Below are 18,421 nucleotides of genomic sequence, written 5' to 3'. Positions count from 1 at the left end.
GCTATCGTTCAGCCAGGGCTAAACGATCAGCGGAGTGGGGCGGACGTGGCGGTGGAGATCCGGCTCTCGGCGGCCGAGGTGGCGCGGGTGCGGCTGGCGGTGTCGCCGCTGGCCGAGACGGTGCTCGGAGTGCGGGCGGCGCTCGGTGTCGGCGGGCACGAGGTGCACCGGCCGTGGGTGCGCGAGGCGCAGCCGGTGCTGGCGGAGGAGCCGGAGTTGCCGTTGCTGCGGACGCTGCTCGGGGGCTGCCTGCCGTCGTTCCTGTTCCCCGTGCCCGAGGAGCGCCTGCCGGCGTTCGACGCCGAGGTGGCGGGCTTGCGGACGACGGACCCGGCGTACGTCGTGGCGGAGTGCGCCGCCGCGCTGGGCGCCCGGGCCGGGCGACTGCCGGAACCGGCCGTGCTGCTGGAACGGGCCGCCGACGCGCTGACGCGCTGCCACGCCCGGCTGGTGGCCCCGCACTGGGGGCGGATGCGGGCGGTGCTGGAGGCGGACCTGGGCCGGCGGGCGGTGGCGCTGGTGGACGGCGGGGTGGAGGGGCTCTTCGCGCAGTTGCACGGCGACGTGGTCTGGCGGGAGGGCGAGTTGGTGGTGCACGGGCGCCGCCGCTCGGGTGCGGCGTGGACCGTCGAGGCGGGCGGCCACGGGTTGGTGCTGATGCCGTCCGTCTTCGGCTGGCCGGACGTGATCGTCGACCACTCCCCCCGCACCGCCGCCTCCATCCGCTACCCGGCCTCCGGCGTCGGACTGCTCTGGGAGCAGCCCCGCCCGACGTCCGCCGGCCTCGCCGCCGTCCTCGGCCGCACCCGCGCCACGCTGCTCTCCGAGCTCGGCGAACCGCTGAGCACCCCCGACCTCGCCGCCCGCCTCGGTGTCACCGCCGGCGCCGTCTCCCAGCACCTCGGCACCCTCCGCGCCGCCGGTCTGGTGACGACCCGCCGCACCGGCCGCACGGCCGTACACCTGCGCACCCGGACGGGCACGGCGCTCACGGCCGAACCCTCGGGCCGACCGGGACCGGGCGCCGCGGGAACGACTGCCGACGCCCCGAACGGGTAGACGCGCGGCATGCTCACGTTCGGCATGGAGGAGGAGTACCTCCTCCTCGACGCGGTGACCGGACTGCCCCGCGCCCGGGCCGTCCAGGTCCGGGACGCGGCCGGACTGCAGCCCGCCCTGGACAGCGGCGAGGTGCAGCACGAGCTGCTCCAGGCCCAGCTGGAGGTGGCCACCCCGGTCTGCCACGACCTCGACGAGGGCGGCGGCCACCTCCTCCGGATGCGCCACGCACTGGGCCAGGCCGCCCGCGCGGACGGTTGCGTGCTCGCCGCCTGCGCCGCCGCCCCGTTCGCCGGCACCGACGGAATGCCCGTCCCCGTCACACCCACGGCCCGCTACCGCGCCATGCGCGGCGACACCGGGCGCCTGACCGACGAGCAGCTGATCGCCGGTATGCACGTCCACATCGGCGTCCCCGACCGGGCCGCCGGCGTCACCGTGCTGAACCGGCTGCGCCCCTGGCTGCCGCTGCTGATCGCGTTCGCCGCCAACTCGCCCCTGTGGCACAGCACGGACACCGGTTTCGCCTCCTGGCGTACCCCGGTCTTCGGACGCTGGCCCGTCAGCGGGCCGCCCCCGCACTTCGACGGCGACCGCGACTACGACCGCCGCACCACGGCGCTCGTCCGCGACGGGCTGATCCCCGACATCGGACAGCTCTACTGGCACGTCCGGCTCTCCGAGCGGTACCCGACGGTCGAGACACGCGCCATGGACGTCCAGCTCCGGCCCGACGAGGCGGTCATGCTGGCCGGCGTGGTCCGTGCCCTGGCAACCCGTGCACTCGCCGACGAGCGCGCGGGACGGCCGGGCCCGGCCGTCCTGCCGGAGCAGCTGGCGGCGGCCGTCTGGCACGGCGCCCGCCACGGCTGCACCGGCACCGTGTTCGACCCCCTCGCCGGCCGCCTGGTCGCCCCGGCCGCCGCGGCGGCGACGCTCCTGGAGCACGTGGACGCCGCTCTGGAGGCCGACGGCGAACACCGCCACATCGTCCCGGTGCTGGAGCGCCTGCTGCGCGAGGGCAACGGCGCCGTGCGCCAGCGCCGCGTCCTGCGCGAGCACGGCCGACGGCAGCTCCTCGCGATGATCGCCGACCAGACCACCGGGGCCTGAACCGAACGGTAGCGGCGGGATCACGGCCCGTGACCCGGTTCAGGGGCGTCGCTCACGGTCCGAGGTGTCTTTCACCTCAGCCGTCTCAGCCGCCTCGTGAAAGGCGACGATCGCTCCACCATTGGATCTCGCCCATTCGGTCAGCAGGGCGATGGGCTCCTCCAGGGTGCGCCCGAGCTCGGTCAGGCCGTATTCACGCGGGGTGGCGCTTCGGCGTAGGTACGCCGCTCGACGAGCCCGTGGTCCTGGAGCCGCCGCAGCGTCTGCGTCAGCACCTTGCGCGAGACGCCGCCGATCAGCTCGACCAACTCGCCGTGCCGCAAGCGGCGGGGGATCATGCGAGCTCTCGTCATCAACTGCACCCTCAAACCGTCCCCCGAGCCGTCGAACACCGAGGCCCTGGCCGACGTCGTCGCGAACGAACTCACCAGCCTCGGTGCGGAGGTGGAAACCGTCCGCGCCGTCGACCTGGACATCCGGCCCGGAGTGGGGACGGACATGGGCCACGGAGACCAGTGGCCGCCCGTGCACGACAAGCTCACGTCCGCCGACATCCTGATCGTCGCCTCCCCGACCTGGGTCGGCCGCCCGTCCTCCGTGGCGCAGCGCGTCCTGGAGCGGATGGACGCGATGATCTCCGAGACGGACGACCGCGGAGTGCCGGTCGCCTACGGCAAGGTGGCCGGCGTCGTCGTCACCGGGAACGAGGACGGCGCCCACCACGTCATCAGCGAGATCTCCGGCGGCCTGGTCGACATCGGTTACACGATTCCCGCCCAGGCCTGGACCTACTGGCACCTGGGCCCCGGTCCCGGCCCCGACTACCTGGACGACGACAAGGGCCACGACTGGGCCCACTCCACCGGTCGCACCATGGCCGCCAACCTCCACCACGTGGCCTCCGCCCTCACCGGGCGCCCCTGGCCGGCCCCTGCCGAGTGAGCCCGGGGCCCGTCCCACCCGGGCATGACGGTGGCCGGCACCGAGTACTCGGTGCCGGCCACCGTCATACCGCGGTCGTCGTCGTTCCACGGTTCTCCGTTCGCCTGTGCCCACCCTCCCCACCGGACGTCATCCGCCGGTGGTGGCCCCTGACACACCCCCGCCACGCTCCGGTCGGTCGGACAGTTCCGTCCACAGGTCGAGGAAGGCCCGCAAGGGCGCACACGGCCGGGTGCCCGCCCGCCACACGAACACCTTCCGCAGGCGGATGGCGGGCTCCAGCGGCACGACGTCGAAACGACGGTCGGCGGCGAGGACCGGACTCGCGCGGGACGTCAGAGCGATCCCGATCCGCTCGGCCACCAGCGCGAGTTGGAGGGCGACGTCGTTCGTCGCGTAGGCGATGTCCAGCCGCAGCCCCTCCACGGCGAAGGCCTCACGGATGAACACGTGCACTCCGCTGTCGGAGCCGTAGCTGATGACCGGGCTCCGGACCACCTCGTCGAAGGTCATCGGACCGCTCGCGGGCCGGCTTCCGGCGGGGAGGACCGCGACGATCCGGTCCTCCAGCAGCACGCGCGAGGCGACGGCGGCGGGTCCGCCGTCCGGAGGTCCTGCGACCACGGCCGCGTCGATCGCCCCGTCGCGGACCTTCGCCAGCAGCGACGGGCTCGACGCCCCGACGAGACTCACCGCGACCCGCGGATACCGGCGGTGGTACTCCCCCAGCAACCGGGGGATGACGGTCCCTTCCAGGCCGCCGACTGTCCCGAGCGCGAACGAGCCGCCGAGCAGACCGGACCGGTCGGCGAACTCCAGGACCGCCGACGCGGCCGACGCCAGACAGGCCCGGGCGTGCGGCAGCAGGGCGGTCCCGCCGGAGGTGAGGACCACCTGCCGGGGCAGCCGTTCGAACAGGGGCTCTCCCAGCTCCTTCTCCAGGGCCTGGATCTGCTGGCTGATCGCGGGCTGCACGACGTGACAGCGGGCCGCCGCCTTCGTGAACGACCGCTCCTCCGCCACCGCCACGAAGTACTCAAGCGTACGGAGCTCCATGACTGACACGCTATCAACTGCGCACCTGAGCGACCGGATTGCGCCCGACCCCGACCGATCGCGAGCCCGGGACGACGACCCCGGTCCGATCAGCGATCGTGACGGCTGCCATCACCGCCGTGTATTGGACGCGCGCGGCCGGGGCACCGAAGCTGGTGACAGGGCGTCGGCCGGACCGGGGCCCCGGCGAAGGGCGAGGACAGGCAGATGAGAGTGACCGTCGTCGGCGGCGGCATCGCCGGACTGACCTGCGCCCTGAGCCTGCACGCCGCCGGCTTCGCGCCACGGGTGTACGAAGCGGCACGGAAGGTCGAGGCGGTCGGCGTCGGGATCAACCTGTTGCCGCACGCCGTCCGGGAACTCTGCGAACTCGGCCTGGACGGCGAGCTGGCCTCCGTCGCGCTGCCCCCGCACCGGTTGAGCTACCGGGACCGGACGGGCGAGACGGTCTGGGAGGAGCCGCTGGGGCGCGCGGCCGGGTACCGCTGGCCGCAGTACTCGGTGCACCGCGGCCGTCTGCAGTTGCTGCTGCTGGCGGCGGTACGTGAGCGGCTGGGGCCGGACTCGGTCCGCACCGGCCTGCTGTTCCAGCGGTTCGAGCAGGATGCGGGCGGCGTCCGAGCCCACTTCCTGGACCGGTCGAGCGGTCGGCCCGTGGTCGACGAGGCCGACGTGCTGGTCGGCGCGGACGGCATCGACTCCGTGGTCCGCGGCCGGTTGTACCCGGACGAGAGCGCCCCGAGCGGGAACGGCGTCCACATGTGGCGCGGGGTCGCACCGCACCCGCACATCCTCGACGGCCGTTCGATCGTGGTGGCCGGGGGCACCCCCGGTGCGAAGTTCGTCGCCTACCCGATCGAGGACCCCGCGACCGCGGGCGCCGATGCCCTGGTGAACTGGGTCCTGGAGGTCCGGCACGGGCCATCCGCCCCGCCTCCGGGTGGCCCCGGCCGTCGTGTCGCCGAGGCGGAGGCCCGCGCCGGACTGTCGTCGTGGAACCTGCCGTGGATCGACCTCACGAAACTCGCCGAACGGTCCACGGCGATCGTCGAGTACCCGATGACCGACCGCGCCCCTCTGCCGCGCTGGAGCTTCGGACGGGTCACCCTCCTCGGTGACGCCGCACACCCGATGTTCCCCATGGGCATGAACGGCGGCTCGCAGTCCGTCGTCGACGGCCGCGTGCTGGCCTGGTGCCTGGCCCGTGACGACGACGCCGAGGCCGCGCTCCGCCGCTACGACCGGATGCGCCGGCCGGCCGTCAACGCGATCGTGCTGGCCAACCGGGACCTGGGGCCGGAGGAGACCATCGCGCTAGCCGAGGAGCACGGCGGGGCGCTGCCCGTCGGGGAGGCCGAGAGGATCGCGACCCGCTACAAGACGCTGGCCGGGGCCACCGTGACCCAGGTCAACACCCACCCGTCCTGGACGGTCCCTGCCGTCTCCGGTCAGGAGCGGCTCGCCAAGGGGCGGTGACGGGTCTGGATCCTCGTTCCGGCGGACCCGGGCGGACCCCAATCGGGCGGGGCCGGACACCACGGCCGGCTTCACGTACAGCCTGAAGACGACCACCACGGACTGCAGCTACAACCCCGGCGTCCCGTCCACGAAGTACCAACTGCTCGGCTGAGCCTGCTCGTACGGGTGGCGCGGGCCTCGCACTCTCCCGGCCGGCAGCCGACGCGGGACGCCCGGAGCGGGACGCCGGCGGCGGGTGGCGGGTGGCGGCTCAGACGACCAGGACCCGGCGCCCGCGGGTGTGGCCGGCGCGGCTGTCGGTATGCGCCGCCGCCGCCTCGGTGAGCGGGTACGACTTCTCGACCGGGATGTGGAGCCTGCCCCGGGAGATGAGGTCGACGGCCTCGGCGAGCGCGTCCGGCACGCTCCCGGCCACGCCGGAGAACCGGACGCCCAGCTGCGGCGCACCGAGGTCGGCGATGGAGACGACCTTGCGCGGGTCCCCGGTCAGCTCGACGAGTTCGCGGATCACGCCCGAGCCGGCCAGGTCGAGGGCCGCGTCAACCCGGCCCAGGTGCCGCACCCGTTCGACCCAGCCGTCGTGGTAGGTCGTGGCGAGGGCGCCCAGGCCGCGCAGGTAGTCCTGGTTCGCAGCCCCGGCCGTGCCGATCACCGCGATGCCGCGCGCGCGGGCGATCTGCAGCACCGCCGACCCGACGCCGCCGGACGCGCCGCTGACCAGCAGCGTCTGCCCGGGCCGCACGCCGACCTCGCGGATGACGCGCAGCGCGGTCTCCACCACCGACGGGTAGCCGGCCGCCTCCTCGAAGGTCAGCCCCTCGGGCATCCGGGCCCAGGCCGACAGCACGGCGAATTCGGCGTACGTGTCGGCGCCCTCGCCGAACACCCGGTCGCCGATCCCGATCCCTTCGACGCCCTCGCCGACCTCGTCCACCACCCCGGCGGCGTCCAGGCCGACCCCGGCGGGCAGCTCGACCGGATGGGCTCCCAGGACCTGGCCCTCCCGGATCCTCCAGTCGACGGGGTTGACACCCGCCGCCCGTACGGCGATGCGTATCCGACCGGGGCTCGCGTGGGGCTCCTCGGCCTCCACCAGGTGCAGGACCTCGGGACCGCCGAACTCGGCGAAGCTGATTTTCCTCATACGACCGAAGATAGCCCTAACCGTTAGTGTTTCACAACGGTGAGGGATTCCTACCTGGTAGTGTCAGGACATGATCGAGCCGCCCGGACGCCGCGAACGCAAGAAGGCCGCGACCCGTCAGAAGATCGCTGACACCGCGCTGCACCTCTTCCTGGAGCGCGGGTACGACGCCGTGGGCATCCGCGACGTGGCGGCCGAGGCCGACGTGGCCGTCACCACCGTCTTCGCCCACTTCGCCTCGAAGGAGGCGCTGGTGTTCGAGCGCGACCGGGACTTCGAGCAGCGCCTCACGCGGGCGGTGACCGACCGGCCTCCGCACGAGCCGCTCATCCCGGCGCTGCACCGCGAGGTCCGGGCCCAGGTGCGGCACTGCACGGCGAAGGGCAGCGCCCCCCTCCGACGCATGATCGAGGGATCACCCGCCCTTCAGGAGTACGAGGAGTCGATGAGCCTGCGTCACGCGCAGGCGCTGGCGGCGGCGCTGGCCGCCGATCCCCACCTGTCCCGGAGCGAGACGGCCTGCCGGGCGACCGCGCGGTTCGCCATCGACGCCTACGCGCTGGGCTGCCGGGCGGACGATCCCGGGGCCACGGTGGACGAGGTCTTCCGGATGATCGAGGCGGCCTGGGAGGCCACCGCGCCCTGAGCCGGGTGCCACCGCGGCCAAGGGCCGCGTGTCACACCGCGCGGCCCTGTGCGGTCAGTCGGGTGGAACGCGGCGCATGCCGCGTTCTCACCTCACCGAAGCCGCTGGAGGTCGGAAAGCCGTGCTGGCAAGAACCCGCCGGAGCAGGATCGCGCACCGTCTGAAGGTGTTCCTGGTCGCCGCTCTCGCCGTCGCCGCCACTGGGGTCTGGGCACAACCCGCAGCTGCGGATGTCCGGCCCGGCCAGTGGAGGTACCTGCACACCAAGATCATCCAAGACGCCGCGTCGGACATCTCGGGTGAAACCGAGTACACGAACGTCGTCACCGCCATCCGTCAAGCCGCGGGTCACCCGTTCGACGGCGACATCCGCGAGATCCAGGACCATGCGGGCGGGCTCATCGTCCTCGAAATCGAGGGCGAACTGAGCCAGCTGCGGGGCACGCTCCTGATCAACCCGCAGTCGCTCTACATCGCAGGGTTCGTGACCGCCCACAACGCCTACTTCTACTTCCGGGACGCCGCCCCCAGCGTCATCTCGGAGATCCACCAGCTGGCCCTGTCGCAGAACGGCCGCGCCCTCCCGCTCCAGATGAACGGCAGCTGGGGCGACTGGGAGCAGCGGATCAACGCGTCGGGCGTCGGGCTCCAGAGGAACTTCAACACCGCGGACTTCGGCAGTGCCAGCTGGTACCTCTGGAGGATGACCGTCGGTGCCCACCACGATCACCTCCCCCAGATCGCGGAAGCCATGCGCACCCTGGCCGCCGCCTACGAACTGGGCGTGCGCTGGACCAGCTTCCGTGACGACGTCGCCCGCGCGATGGGGCGGACCACCTACGAGACGAGGACCTCGGTCTACGACGAGGGGTCGATGGAGGTCCGTCGCGCCTGGGCGCGTTGGACCAACTGGGCCGCCCGGCACGCGGAGTGGTGGAGGAACCACCGGGCCGCCGAGGCCGCGACCCGGCTCCCGGAGAACTTCGAGATCGGCCCGATCAACGGGACTCTCCGCACCATGGGGGACATCCACCGGGAGATCCGGATGACCCCGTACCTCGGGCCCTCCCGCTAGACCGCCGGAGCCCGCCGAGCCGGCTCGGGGCCCGGCCGGACGTCGCTACGACGTCCGGCCGGGCCCTGTTGCTCCTGCCGGCCCTGCCGAGACCGCGGGCGGCAGGCCGCCTCGGGCCGTGCGGGCCCGCCGCCCGCACGAAGGGCCCGGCCCGGGGGAGCAACTCCTCCCCGGGCCGGGCCCTTCGCCCGACGCGGCCCCTACCGCATCTCGCGTCCCTGGTTGTTCGTGAGGATCCGGAGCGTGGAGACCACGTCGGAGACGGTGCGCAGCGTGCCGTTCACGGGTCCCAGGTGGACGGGGTAGGGCAGGACCGCGCCGCCTGCCGTCCGGTCGTCCGCCAGGAAGGGGATGTTGAGCAGGGCGTCGTTGTTGATCTTCTCCCAGTTGGAGCGGAGCTCTCTGGTGCGGTTGTCGAGGACGACCGCCGAGGAGGTGCTGTTGGCGAGGGCGTCGCCCACGCGGTCGCGGAAGAGCGTGAGGTGGGGAGCCTGGGCGTAGGCCGGGCTCAGGGCGAGCAGGTACTGGGCGGTCTGGGGGAGGAAGCGGTCGATGTACTCCGGCCCGGGCGAGTTGCCCAGCGACGTGGCCATGTCGCGGAACGATCGGGTGCCGATGCTCGTGGGGGCGGGCAGGCCGCCGCCGGTGGCTGCGTCGTACCACGCGTCGAACGATCCGGACAGGTGCATCCGGTGGGTACTCGCCCCGATCGACCTCGCGTACCCCTTCATCTCCGAGACCATGTCCGGGTTGGCGTCGCTGAAGTAGTACACGTTCTGGTTGCGGGTGTGGAAGCCCGTGAGGTATCCGCTGTGGGGGTTCAGGAACAGCGTGACGAGCCGGGCACTCGCGTGGTTGCGGACGTCGATGCCGATGATGCCGTCGCTGTCCGCCTGGCTCAGGCGCACATCGCCGCGGACCGTCGGGCCTGCCATCCAGTTGCGGATCTGGGTGACAGCGGAGTAGTACAGGTCCCTGCCGAACGCTCCGCCCGGGTGGGCGGGGTCGTCGTCCAGCTTGTGGATGACCCAGGTCACCTTGTCGGGGGGCACGGCCGGGGCGGCCGGCCGGGTGCCGAGTGCGGTGAGCGCGAGGGCGGCGGTGAGGACGACGGCCGCCGGCCGTACGGTCCGTCTGGTGGTGGGTTTCGGCTTCACGCTCAACTGACAGCTCAGGTGGCGTGTTTGTGACGCGCGCCGGTGGGCGTCGGCCGTCGCGGCGGGCGCGGGTGCCGCCGGCTGTCACACCGGGCGGTCCCGCACGGTCATCTGTGGCGAGCGCGGTCGTCGTCGACGGGCGGTCCGGGGAACTCCGTTCACACGTCCGCACCGTGGCGGCCCAGGTCGCCGACGGCCACCGAGGGCCACCGACGGGCCCCGGCCCGCGCGGCCCCTCGCCCGCGCCCGACTCCGCTCCCCCGCCCGCAGAGCCCTCAGCCGGAGGTAACACCGTGCGACGCCGGACCTTCCTGCGGATCCCTTCCGCTCTCCCCCTCACCACCACGGCCATCACGGCCATCACCGTCACCGCGGCCACCACCGTCACCGCGGCCACCGCGGCCACCGCGGCCAGCCTGGCGGACGCGGTCGCCGCCGACGTGCTGCCCGGCCGGGCCGCGGTCCTGGAGTCGGTGCGCCGGGTGAACGACCACTGGATCAACGCCCACACCGATCCCGGTGACAACCTCTGGGCCCGTGCCACCTACTTCAGCGGCGACCTGGCCGCCTACCGGCTGACGGGCGAGCGACGCTATCTCGCGTACGCCGAGTCCTGGGCGGAGAAGCACGACTACGGCCTCGCCGGCGGTGTGACCACGCGGCACGCCGACCACCACAACGCCGGCCAGGTGTACCTGGACCTCCACGAGGCACTCGGCGGAGAGGAGCGGATCGCGGCCATCGAGTCGTCCCTGAACCGGATGGTCCACACCGACCGGCCCGAGAAGACGGACGACTGGTGGTGGGCGGACGCCCTGTACATGGCGATGCCCTCGATGGCCCGGCTCGGAGCGCTGCGCGGCGACACCGCGTACTGGGCGAAGATGTACGCGCTGTACCACCACACCAAACGGGTCCAGGGCGGTGGGCTGTACGACTACACGCACGAGCTCTGGTACCGCGACGGCACCTGGTCCCCCGGCGGCTCCGGCCGGCTGTCGCCGGACGGCAGGCCCGTGTTCTGGTCCCGGGGCAACGGGTGGGCCTACGCCGCCCACGCCAAGGTGCTCTCCGTCCTCCCCTCCACCGACAAACGGGCTCCGGAGTACCGGTGGAACATGCAGGGCATCAGCCGCGCCCTGTTGGCCTCGCAGCGCCCGGACGGCTTCTGGAACCCCTCCCTGGGCGACCCGCGACACCTGCCCGGCAAGGAGTCCAGCGGAACGGCCCTGTTCTGCTACGGCCTGGCCTACGCCATCCGCACCGGCCTGATCGACCGGAGCACCTACCTGCCCGTCCTCGCCAGGGGCTGGAACGCGCTCGTGCGCGACGCCGTGCACCCGGACGGACGGCTGGGCTGGGTCCAGGGCATTGGGGACCGCCCGGAATCGAGCCGGCCGATCACCTACGAGACCACCGCCGACTTCGCGGTCGGCGCCTTCCTGATGGCCGGCTCGCAGGTCGCGCGACTGGCCCCGTGAGCGCGCAGGACCACCCGCGGGCCACCACCCGGCGGCGCCGGGACCAGGAGCGACTCCAGGGAGCCGACGTCGCCGGTCCGGGCCGCCGCGACGAAGGCCTCCAGCAGCGCCCGGAGCTCCCGCGCGTCCGCCGTCTCCCGCTGCCCCTCCGCCAGGGCACGCCGGGCCCGGCTCACGATCTGGCGGACGTTGACGACGCTGAGACGCAGCATGTCGGCGATGTCCGCGTAGGAGTACTCGAAGGCCTCGCGCAGGATGTACACCGCCCGCTCCCTGGACGTGAGCCTCTCCAGGACCAGGAGCAGCGCGAGTTCCAGCTCCTCGGCCCGCTGCACACCGGCCTCCGGGTCGGCCTCGGGGTCGGCGGCGGTGTCGACCGGCTCGGGCAGCCAGGGGCCGAGGGAGATCTGCCGGCGCGAGCGGGCGGACTGGACCACGTTGATGGCCATCCGGGCGGTGGCGCGCGACAGGAAGGCCACGGGGCTGACCACCGCCGAGCGGTCGGTCCGCTGCCAGCGCAGCCACACGTCCTGGACCACGTCCTCCGCCTCGACCGCGCTGGCCAGCATCCGGTACGCGATGCCGAAGAGGTACGGGCGCAGCCCCTCGAAGACGGCTGCGGCCTCGTCCAACGTATCCTCCCCGGCGCGCTGTTGGGGATGTGCACACGTCGCGGACAGGTCGTCGGACACGGTCACCACGGCTCCGTTTCACACCGGCATCCCGTCGATGCCGCCGTGCACACACGCTGCCGCCCCGGCCCACCGCCCGGCGCCCGGGAAATCCCCGGTCCACCCCCGGGTCTCCCCCGGGGGCGGTCGGTGCCCGGACCGTCAGGGGCCGGCCAGCGCGGCGCGGAGCCTGTTGCGCGACTTGACGTCGAGCTTGGTGAACACCTTGCCCAGGTGCCATTCCACGGTGCGGGGGCTGATGAACAGTTCGGCGCCGATCTCGGAGTTCGTCAGGCCGTCGGCGGCCAGGCGGGCGATCTGCCCCTCCTGGGCCGTGAGGGCCTCGCGCAGGTCGCCCGCGTCGGCCGGACGGAGTCGCACCGTCTCGCCCGTGGCGAGGAGTTCACGTCGGGCCCGCTCGGCGAAGGCACCCGCTCCGAAGCGCCCCAGCATCTCGTGAGCGGTGCGCAGGTGCACGCGCGCCTCGACCCGCCGGTTCTCGCGTCGGAGCCACTCGCCGTACACCAGGTGGGCGCGGGCGAGGTGGACGGCGATCCGGCCGCGTCCGAGGCGCTCGACGGCCTCGCGGTAGAGCCGGTCGGCGGCCGGACCCTCGCTCGCCAGCGCTCTGGACAGGGCCAGGACACCCAGCGCCCAGTCCGTACCGCCGGCGTCGGCCCGCTCCGCCAACCGGCGCAGCGACGCCCCGGCCGCTTCGGGGGCACCGGCGCGGACCGCCGCCTCGACGTGCTCCGCGAGGGCGAACCCGATGACCGCCAAGTCCTCGTGCTCCAAAGCCTGTTCGGCATGGGACAGGGCGTCCTGGTACCGGCCGAGACCGTTGTACAGCACCGAGAGGAGGTAGTGCTCGACACCGATCGCCCGCCCCTCGCCCCACGAGACGGCGTCCACGGCGGCGCACCGGATCACCTCCGCGACGTGCTCCCCCTCACCGCGCCAGGCCGCGAGCAGGAGCGACGGATAGGCCATCGGCGAGTGACCGGTCACCTCCGCGAGAGTGTCGGCCTCGTCGACGAGCTCCGCGGCGAGGTCGAAGTCACCGGTGTGCACGGACAGCGCGGCCCGGTAACCGAGCGCCAGCGGAAGGAAGTTCAGAGCCCCCGTCTCGCGCGCCGACCTGACCGCGTGCTCGGTCAGCCGGTGCCACGTCTCGTCGTCCCACATCTCACCGGCGACCAGCCACAGCAGCCAGAGCCAGCGCATGACCTCCGCCCCCTCGTCTCCGGCGGCCTGCCGGAACGCCCCCAGCGCGGACCTCAGCAGCGGCCCCCCTGCGGCGCAGCCGTCGGCGAACCAGGTCACCAGGCCGTCGAGGAGCAGGTCCGTCGGCCGCGGCGGCTGCGCCCCCGGCGGCGCCGTCCGGGCGGCCGCGGCAACCTCCCGCACGCCGACGCGCTCCCGCAGCCGCCCGGCGAAGACCGCCGACCCGACGGCATCGAGGTACGCCTCCCGCGCGTGCGCGTCGTCGACCCGCCCCAGCCGGCCGGCCGCATCCAGCAGCAGGGGAAGCGCCTCCCCGCCACGTCGGCGGGCGAAGGCCAACTGGGCCCGCAAACGCGCCAGTCGGGCCTGCTGCGCCTCGTCCAGCGGGCTCAGCCGCGCCGCGGCGAGAAGGTCGAGCGCCGCGTCCGGGGAGCCCGCGTCGAAGGCGGCCTGCGCGGCCGCGGCCGCCCGCGTTCCACGACGGCCCGCGTCGGGTGTCAGCTCGGTCGCACGTCTCAGGAACGCCGCTGCCGCCGCGATCCCGCCACGGGCCTGGGCCCGGCCCGCCGACCGCTCCAGCTCGTCCGCCAACGCCCCGTCGGGTTCGAGCGCCGCGTGAGCGCGGTGCCAGGCCCGACGATCCGAATCGGCATCGGGATCGGTCGCCTCGGCCAGCGCGCGGTGCACGTCCCGGCGCACGGTGGGGTCGGCGGCGCGGTAGGCCGCCGAGCGCACCAGCGGGTGGCGGAAACGCACCCTCGTCCCGAACTCGACCAGTCCCGCCGCCTCGACCGCTCCCGCCGCGTGCGCGTCGATGTCGAGCCGCTCGGCGACCCGCCTCAGCAGCGGCACGTCACCCACCGGCTCCGCCGCCGCCGCCAGCAACAACCGCTGCGCCGCGGCCGGCAGCGATCCGATGCGCCGCAGGTACGCCTGCTCGATCTGGCTCGCCAGCGGGCGGACGTCCGGACGCCCGAACCCGCCGGCCAGCTCCGCCGCGGTCAGCCCCCGGGTCAGTTCCAGCAGAGCCAGCGGGTTGCCGCGGGTCTCGGCGACGATGCGGTCCCTGACCCGTTCGTCCAGCCGTCCGGGCACCACCGAGTCCAGCAGCACCCGCGCGTCGTCGTCACGCAGCCCCCGGACCTCGACCTCGCGCAGCCCCCGGAAGGGGTCACCACCTGCGGCGGGCGCCGACCCGCGCACCGCGAACACCAGCGCCACCCGCTCCGCCAGCAGCCGTCGCGCGACGAACGCCAGCGTCTGGGCGGAGACCTGGTCGAGCCACTGGGCGTCGTCGACGAGGCAGACGAGCGGCTGCTCCTCCGCCGCCTCGGCCAGCAGGCTGAGCACCGCCAGGCCGACCAGGAAGCGGTCCGGCGCGCTCCCCACACTCAGGCCGAACGCTACGGACAGGGCGTCGCGCTGGGGGCCGGGAATGCGGTCGAGGTTCCCCGTCAGGGGCACGCACAGCTGGTGCAGCCCTGCGAACGCGAGCTCCATCTCGGACTCGACGCCGACGGCCCGCAGGACCTGACACCCTGTCGCACGGCCCGCCAGGTACTCCACCAGGGCGGACTTGCCGACTCCCGGCTCGCCCCGCAGCACCAGCACCTGGCCCCGGCCCCCGTGGGCGCCGGCGATCACCTGGTCCAGCGCTCCGCATTCGCCCCGCCGGCCGACCAGCCCGCGCAGCCCCCGCCGAGGGGTGCCGCCCGCCATCCACCACCACCACGCAGTTCAAGGTTCGGACCCTGATCGGCTCGGGTCGTCCTCATCATGCATCAGTTCGCCGGGGACGAACAAACAGTGGACTCCTCGGCGCCGCGCGGCGCGGGGTCCGTACCGGGGCGGTGGAGCCGGATCCGCCCTCACGCGCGAACGACCGGAGGGGGGACGGGACACACGCTCTCGGGTGCCGCGAGCCTTGAAGCGTTCGGGCGTTCGGGCGTTCGTCGGGGCAGACACCCCCACAACACCGCAGCCCGACCAACCCCGAACCTGCACAGCCACAGCGCATCATCGGTCCGCTCGTGGCCAGGCCCGGACGACCGAGGTGCTGTGAGGACGATCTCGGCCGGGCAGCCCCGGAGCCCCGAACGGGGCCGGTTCAGGAGAAGGGCGGCGCCGGAGGAAGATGGCTCAGGGGGCGGACGGCTCGATCTCCCCCGCGAAGACGATGACCTGGTCGATGAGGCTCCGCCGCAGATGGACGACGTCCGTTCCCGCCAGGCGGGGACCTCCGTCCGGCGTCGTGAAGATCCACTTGTACCGGGCCCACTCGTCCGGCATGTCCACCGCCGAACAGCGCACCATCGTGCCGGTCCCCGCGGGGTGGCGCCGGATGTCCAGCACGAACCGCTCGACCGCCTCGATCCCCTCACTGCGGCCCAACGGTCCCCAGAAGACCACGTCCGAGGTCAGGGCCTGGGAGAGCAGCGCAATCACGTAGCTGTCGTCCGAGGCGTTGAACGCGGAGATGAACGTGTCGATCGCGGACCGCGCGGTTTCTTCCTGCATACACCAGTAATACCAGTCCCCTCGCGGACCGCGCTCGTCCCGCGAGCCGTCTCCCGACCGCGGTGAACCGTCCCGGCCACAGCACTAGCCGCCGGTCTGGCCGTCGAGCATCTCGCGCAGGATGTCCAGGTGGCCGTTGTGGCGGGCCGTCTCCTCGGTGAGGTGAAGGAGGATCCAGCGGAGGTCGACATGGAGACCGTCGCGGACGACTCCCTCGGCACGGGTGTCCAGGCTGTTCCCGGCGACCAGTTCGCGGTAGCGGGCGCTCTGTTCGGCGTATTCGTCGAGCAACTGCGTGAGCGGGAAGTCAACGGCGACACGCATCTCGCGGTCGGGGTCCTCCTCGGTCCAGGGGCCCCGGTCCTCCTCGCCGAGGAAGACCACCTGGAACCAGTAGTACTCGACCCAGCGGAGGTGGTTGACCAATCCGCTCATGGTCATCAGCGGTGAGCCCGGCAGGAGCGCCTTGCGGGCGTTCTCCGCGGAGACGCCGTCGCACTTGGCGCGGGCGGTGTCACGTGTGTAGTCGAGAAACGTGGCGAGCTGGGTGCGCTCGTCCCACGCGGGCGGTGTGTCGTCGATTCTGGTCATCGCGCGAAGCGTCCCCGATCACGCGACCGATGTCGACATATTTTTTCGACGGGCCCGACCTGTTGCCACCGAAGGTGCGGGTCTCGACGAGTTCGAGATCCACCCGTCACCCGTGCCGGGAAGGAACGGAACGCCGCCACCGACCAGCACCGGGCGCACCCTCGGCCGTAGGTTCCAGATCGCAGCCCGCTCCGGCATCGAGTCGTCCGGCGACGGATCCTGGTCGGCGGTCTGCCCGTCTCGGCGGCGGCGCCCGGGTGTGCGGCGAGGTCGCGCGGCAGGCCCTTGCAAGATGCCCGCGCGTGCAACTATCTTCGGTGACATAAATTGCAGCTGCAACCAGTTGCGAGAGCGCCCCCGTCCCCTGGCGCCGCCGACCCACCGGGAGTCCGACATGAGCACCACCCTCTTCACCCCGTACACCCTGCGGGCGCTGACCATCCCCAACCGGATCTGGATGCCGGCGATGTGCCAGTACAGCGCCACGCCGGACGGGGACGCGGCCGGTGTTCCGACGGACTGGCACTTCACCCACCTCGCGGCGCGCGCCGTCGGCGGCACCGGGCTGATCATCACGGAAGCCACCGCGGTCAGCCCCGAGGGCCGCATCAGCCCGTACGACCTCGGGATCTGGAACGACGAGCAGGCCGCGGCCTTCCGGCGGATCACCGCCTTCCTGAAGTCGCAGGGCACCGTCCCCGCGATCCAGCTCGCCCACGCCGGTCGAAAGGCGTCCACCGAGCGGACCTGGGTCGACCGCGGGCGCGCCCTCGCCGCGGACGAGGCCCACGGCTGGGCGCCGGTCGGCCCCAGCAGCGTGCCCTTCTCCCCCACGCACACCACGCCGGAGGAACTCACCGAGGAGCAGATCGGCCGGATCGTGCAGCAGTTCGCCGACGCCGCACGGCGCGCGCTCGACGCCGGCTTCCAGGTCGCCGAGATCCACGGCGCTCACGGCTACCTGATCCACGAGTTCCTCTCCCCCCACACCAACCGCCGCGCCGACGGCTACGGCGGCTCCTTCGAGGGCCGTACCCGCTTCGCGCTGGAGGTCGTCGACGCGGTGCGCGCGGTGTGGCCCGAGGAACTGCCTGTCTTCTTCCGCGTCTCCGCGACGGACTGGCTCACCGAGGACCCGGAGGACGGCCGCGAGGGCTGGACCTCCGAGGACACCGTCCGCCTCGCCAAGGAGCTCCAGGCACACGGCGTCGACCTGCTGGACGTCTCCACCGGCGGCATCGTCCCCGACGCCAGGATCGAAGCCGCACCCGGCTTCCAGGTGCCCTTCGCCGAGGCCGTGCGCAACGAGACCGGCCTCCCCGTGGCGGCCGTCGGCCTGATCACCGACCCCGCCCAGGCCCAGGCCGTCGTCGCCGAAGGCCGTGCCGACGCCGTCCTGCTCGGCCGCGAGCTGCTGCGCAACCCCTACTGGGCCCGCCGCGCAGCCGCCGAACTCGACGGCGAGGTACCCACCCCCGCCCAGTACCACCGCGCCTGAGCGGGTGGCACCCGCGCACGGGGTCAGCCGTCGCGCAGCCCTACCCTGGCGGCGTGCTTGCCGTCCTCCCCGCAAAACGCGGGTGTCAGCCTTGCTCCGTCTCCGTCAGTCAGCACCACGACGGAACGGTCTCCGGCCAACCACCAGCGCGCAGGCCGAACAACCGGCCGTCGCGGGCCGACCTCGCGGGCAGCGGACGGCCTGTCGTCCGCAGAGACGACAGGCCGCTTCGGTCATCGAAGGCTCACGCCCTGGGACCAGGCTCGCTGAATCGTTCGACAGTCGATCACGGCTAGGCCCTCCTGCTGAAGGACCTCACGGGCCTGCGGGGATGTCAGGAACTCGTAGTCCGTCCGCCGCACGAGCCAGCCGCAGTCGACGGCCTGCGACTCCCTGTCTCCCAGGCTGGGATGTACCGCCCACTCGTTGAGCCCGGCCGGCAGGTCACGCAGCACCTGAGCGTATCGAGCCGCTTTTCCTGCGATGCCGAGGGAGAAGCCGTCCAGGAAGTCGTTGTCGGCGACCGGCAGCCCGCGTCCCCGCGTCACCCGGCGCCCGGGTTCGGGCCAGACCCGGACTGCGAGGGAGTACTCCGCCGCCGGCACGGCGGTCAGGTCGAGGATGTCGCTTACGAGTTGGTGCGTGATAGCGAGTGGGGCCTTTGTGCTGCGGGTGGCATGATCGCGGCGTGCGGATCATGGTCAATCGGGCGGTTCTGGCGCATCGGCTGTTTACCGGTGTCTCCCGGCGGCATCTGGGCAGTCTGAT

At 73.0% G+C, this 18,421-nt stretch carries 15 protein-coding genes and 2 pseudogenes; 8 read left to right on the top strand and 9 right to left on the bottom strand.

Features of this window, described 5'->3' with window-relative positions; all coding sequences use genetic code 11:
• Positions 1 to 45: 45 nt before the first annotated feature.
• Together PUR61_RS19300 and PUR61_RS19295 are read left to right on the top strand one after the other, a co-directional pair.
• Positions 46 to 1,059 (top strand): DUF5937 family protein, encoded by a 1,014-nt coding sequence (locus tag PUR61_RS19300; RefSeq protein WP_329880207.1) that lies wholly within the window; start codon positions 46 to 48, stop codon positions 1,057 to 1,059.
• 9 nt (positions 1,060 to 1,068) lie between these two features.
• Positions 1,069 to 2,172 (top strand): carboxylate-amine ligase, encoded by a 1,104-nt coding sequence (locus PUR61_RS19295; RefSeq protein WP_329880205.1) that lies wholly within the window; start codon positions 1,069 to 1,071, stop codon positions 2,170 to 2,172.
• A 39-nt stretch (positions 2,173 to 2,211) separates the two neighbouring features.
• Here the strand turns inward: PUR61_RS19295 and PUR61_RS19290 are convergent.
• Positions 2,212 to 2,495 (bottom strand): annotated as a pseudogene (locus tag PUR61_RS19290) (winged helix-turn-helix transcriptional regulator); the annotation flags it as partial.
• A 13-nt stretch (positions 2,496 to 2,508) separates the two neighbouring features.
• Here PUR61_RS19290 and PUR61_RS19285 point away from each other — a divergent pair.
• Positions 2,509 to 3,114 carry a flavodoxin family protein gene (locus PUR61_RS19285; protein WP_329880203.1) on the top strand — a complete coding sequence of 202 codons (606 nt, stop codon included), beginning with the start codon at positions 2,509 to 2,511 and terminating at the stop codon, positions 3,112 to 3,114.
• Positions 3,115 to 3,243: 129 nt separating this feature from the next.
• On the opposite strand, the gene PUR61_RS19280 is transcribed toward PUR61_RS19285, so the two are convergent.
• A complete protein-coding gene (locus tag PUR61_RS19280) occupies positions 3,244 to 4,170 on the bottom strand; it encodes a LysR family transcriptional regulator (protein ID WP_329880201.1) in 927 nt (308 codons plus the stop codon).
• 207 nt (positions 4,171 to 4,377) lie between these two features.
• Between PUR61_RS19280 and PUR61_RS19275 the strand changes: the two genes are divergently transcribed.
• On the top strand, positions 4,378 to 5,646 hold the full coding sequence (locus PUR61_RS19275; protein WP_329880199.1) for an FAD-dependent monooxygenase: 1,269 nt from the start codon (positions 4,378 to 4,380) through the stop codon (positions 5,644 to 5,646).
• 253 nt (positions 5,647 to 5,899) lie between these two features.
• Here PUR61_RS19275 and PUR61_RS19270 read toward each other — a convergent pair whose 3' ends face one another.
• Positions 5,900 to 6,793, bottom strand: coding sequence for an NADP-dependent oxidoreductase (locus PUR61_RS19270; RefSeq protein ID WP_329880197.1), 894 nt, complete (start codon positions 6,791 to 6,793; stop codon positions 5,900 to 5,902).
• A gap of 70 nt (positions 6,794 to 6,863) precedes the next feature.
• On the opposite strand from PUR61_RS19270, the gene PUR61_RS19265 reads away from it, so the two are divergent.
• Together PUR61_RS19265 and PUR61_RS19260 are read left to right on the top strand one after the other, a co-directional pair.
• The gene (locus PUR61_RS19265; protein WP_329880195.1) at positions 6,864 to 7,439 is read left to right on the top strand and encodes a TetR/AcrR family transcriptional regulator; all 576 of its coding nucleotides are present in this window, start codon (positions 6,864 to 6,866) and stop codon (positions 7,437 to 7,439) included.
• Between the two features lie 121 nt (positions 7,440 to 7,560).
• Complete coding sequence (locus tag PUR61_RS19260; RefSeq protein ID WP_329880194.1) at positions 7,561 to 8,514, top strand: hypothetical protein; 954 nt, start codon at positions 7,561 to 7,563, stop codon at positions 8,512 to 8,514.
• Positions 8,515 to 8,714: 200 nt separating this feature from the next.
• On the opposite strand, the gene PUR61_RS19255 is transcribed toward PUR61_RS19260, so the two are convergent.
• Positions 8,715 to 9,671, bottom strand: a complete 957-nt coding sequence (locus PUR61_RS19255; RefSeq protein WP_329880193.1) for a ribosome-inactivating family protein — start codon at positions 9,669 to 9,671, stop codon at positions 8,715 to 8,717.
• Between the two features lie 293 nt (positions 9,672 to 9,964).
• Between PUR61_RS19255 and PUR61_RS19250 the strand changes: the two genes are divergently transcribed.
• Positions 9,965 to 11,152, top strand: a complete 1,188-nt coding sequence (locus PUR61_RS19250) for a glycoside hydrolase family 88 protein (protein WP_329880192.1) — start codon at positions 9,965 to 9,967, stop codon at positions 11,150 to 11,152.
• On the opposite strand, the gene PUR61_RS19245 is transcribed toward PUR61_RS19250, so the two are convergent.
• From PUR61_RS19245 to PUR61_RS19230, 4 genes are all read right to left on the bottom strand, one after another.
• Positions 11,077 to 11,784, bottom strand: a complete 708-nt coding sequence (locus PUR61_RS19245; protein WP_380361348.1) for a sigma-70 family RNA polymerase sigma factor — start codon at positions 11,782 to 11,784, stop codon at positions 11,077 to 11,079. The two genes, PUR61_RS19250 and PUR61_RS19245, sit on opposite strands and share 76 nt — an antisense overlap.
• A gap of 201 nt (positions 11,785 to 11,985) precedes the next feature.
• Positions 11,986 to 14,766 (bottom strand): ATP-binding protein, encoded by a 2,781-nt coding sequence (locus PUR61_RS19240; RefSeq protein WP_329880190.1) that lies wholly within the window; start codon positions 14,764 to 14,766, stop codon positions 11,986 to 11,988.
• A gap of 420 nt (positions 14,767 to 15,186) precedes the next feature.
• A complete protein-coding gene (locus PUR61_RS19235; protein ID WP_329880188.1) occupies positions 15,187 to 15,564 on the bottom strand; it encodes a nuclear transport factor 2 family protein in 378 nt (125 codons plus the stop codon).
• Between the two features lie 84 nt (positions 15,565 to 15,648).
• On the bottom strand, positions 15,649 to 16,155 hold the full coding sequence (locus tag PUR61_RS19230) for a DinB family protein (RefSeq protein ID WP_329880186.1): 507 nt from the start codon (positions 16,153 to 16,155) through the stop codon (positions 15,649 to 15,651).
• A 394-nt stretch (positions 16,156 to 16,549) separates the two neighbouring features.
• Between PUR61_RS19230 and PUR61_RS19225 the strand changes: the two genes are divergently transcribed.
• Complete coding sequence (locus tag PUR61_RS19225) at positions 16,550 to 17,653, top strand: NADH:flavin oxidoreductase/NADH oxidase (protein WP_329880185.1); 1,104 nt, start codon at positions 16,550 to 16,552, stop codon at positions 17,651 to 17,653.
• A 233-nt stretch (positions 17,654 to 17,886) separates the two neighbouring features.
• Here the strand turns inward: PUR61_RS19225 and PUR61_RS19220 are convergent.
• Positions 17,887 to 18,282: pseudogene (locus PUR61_RS19220) on the bottom strand (ChbG/HpnK family deacetylase); the annotation flags it as partial.
• Between the last annotated feature and the right edge of the window lie 139 nt (positions 18,283 to 18,421).

Source organism: Streptomyces sp. BE20 (genome assembly GCF_036322525.1).
Classification (GTDB): domain Bacteria; phylum Actinomycetota; class Actinomycetes; order Streptomycetales; family Streptomycetaceae; genus Kitasatospora.
Note: the sequence above shows the minus strand (reverse complement) of the source record. Positions and strands in the feature narration are given on the sequence as shown.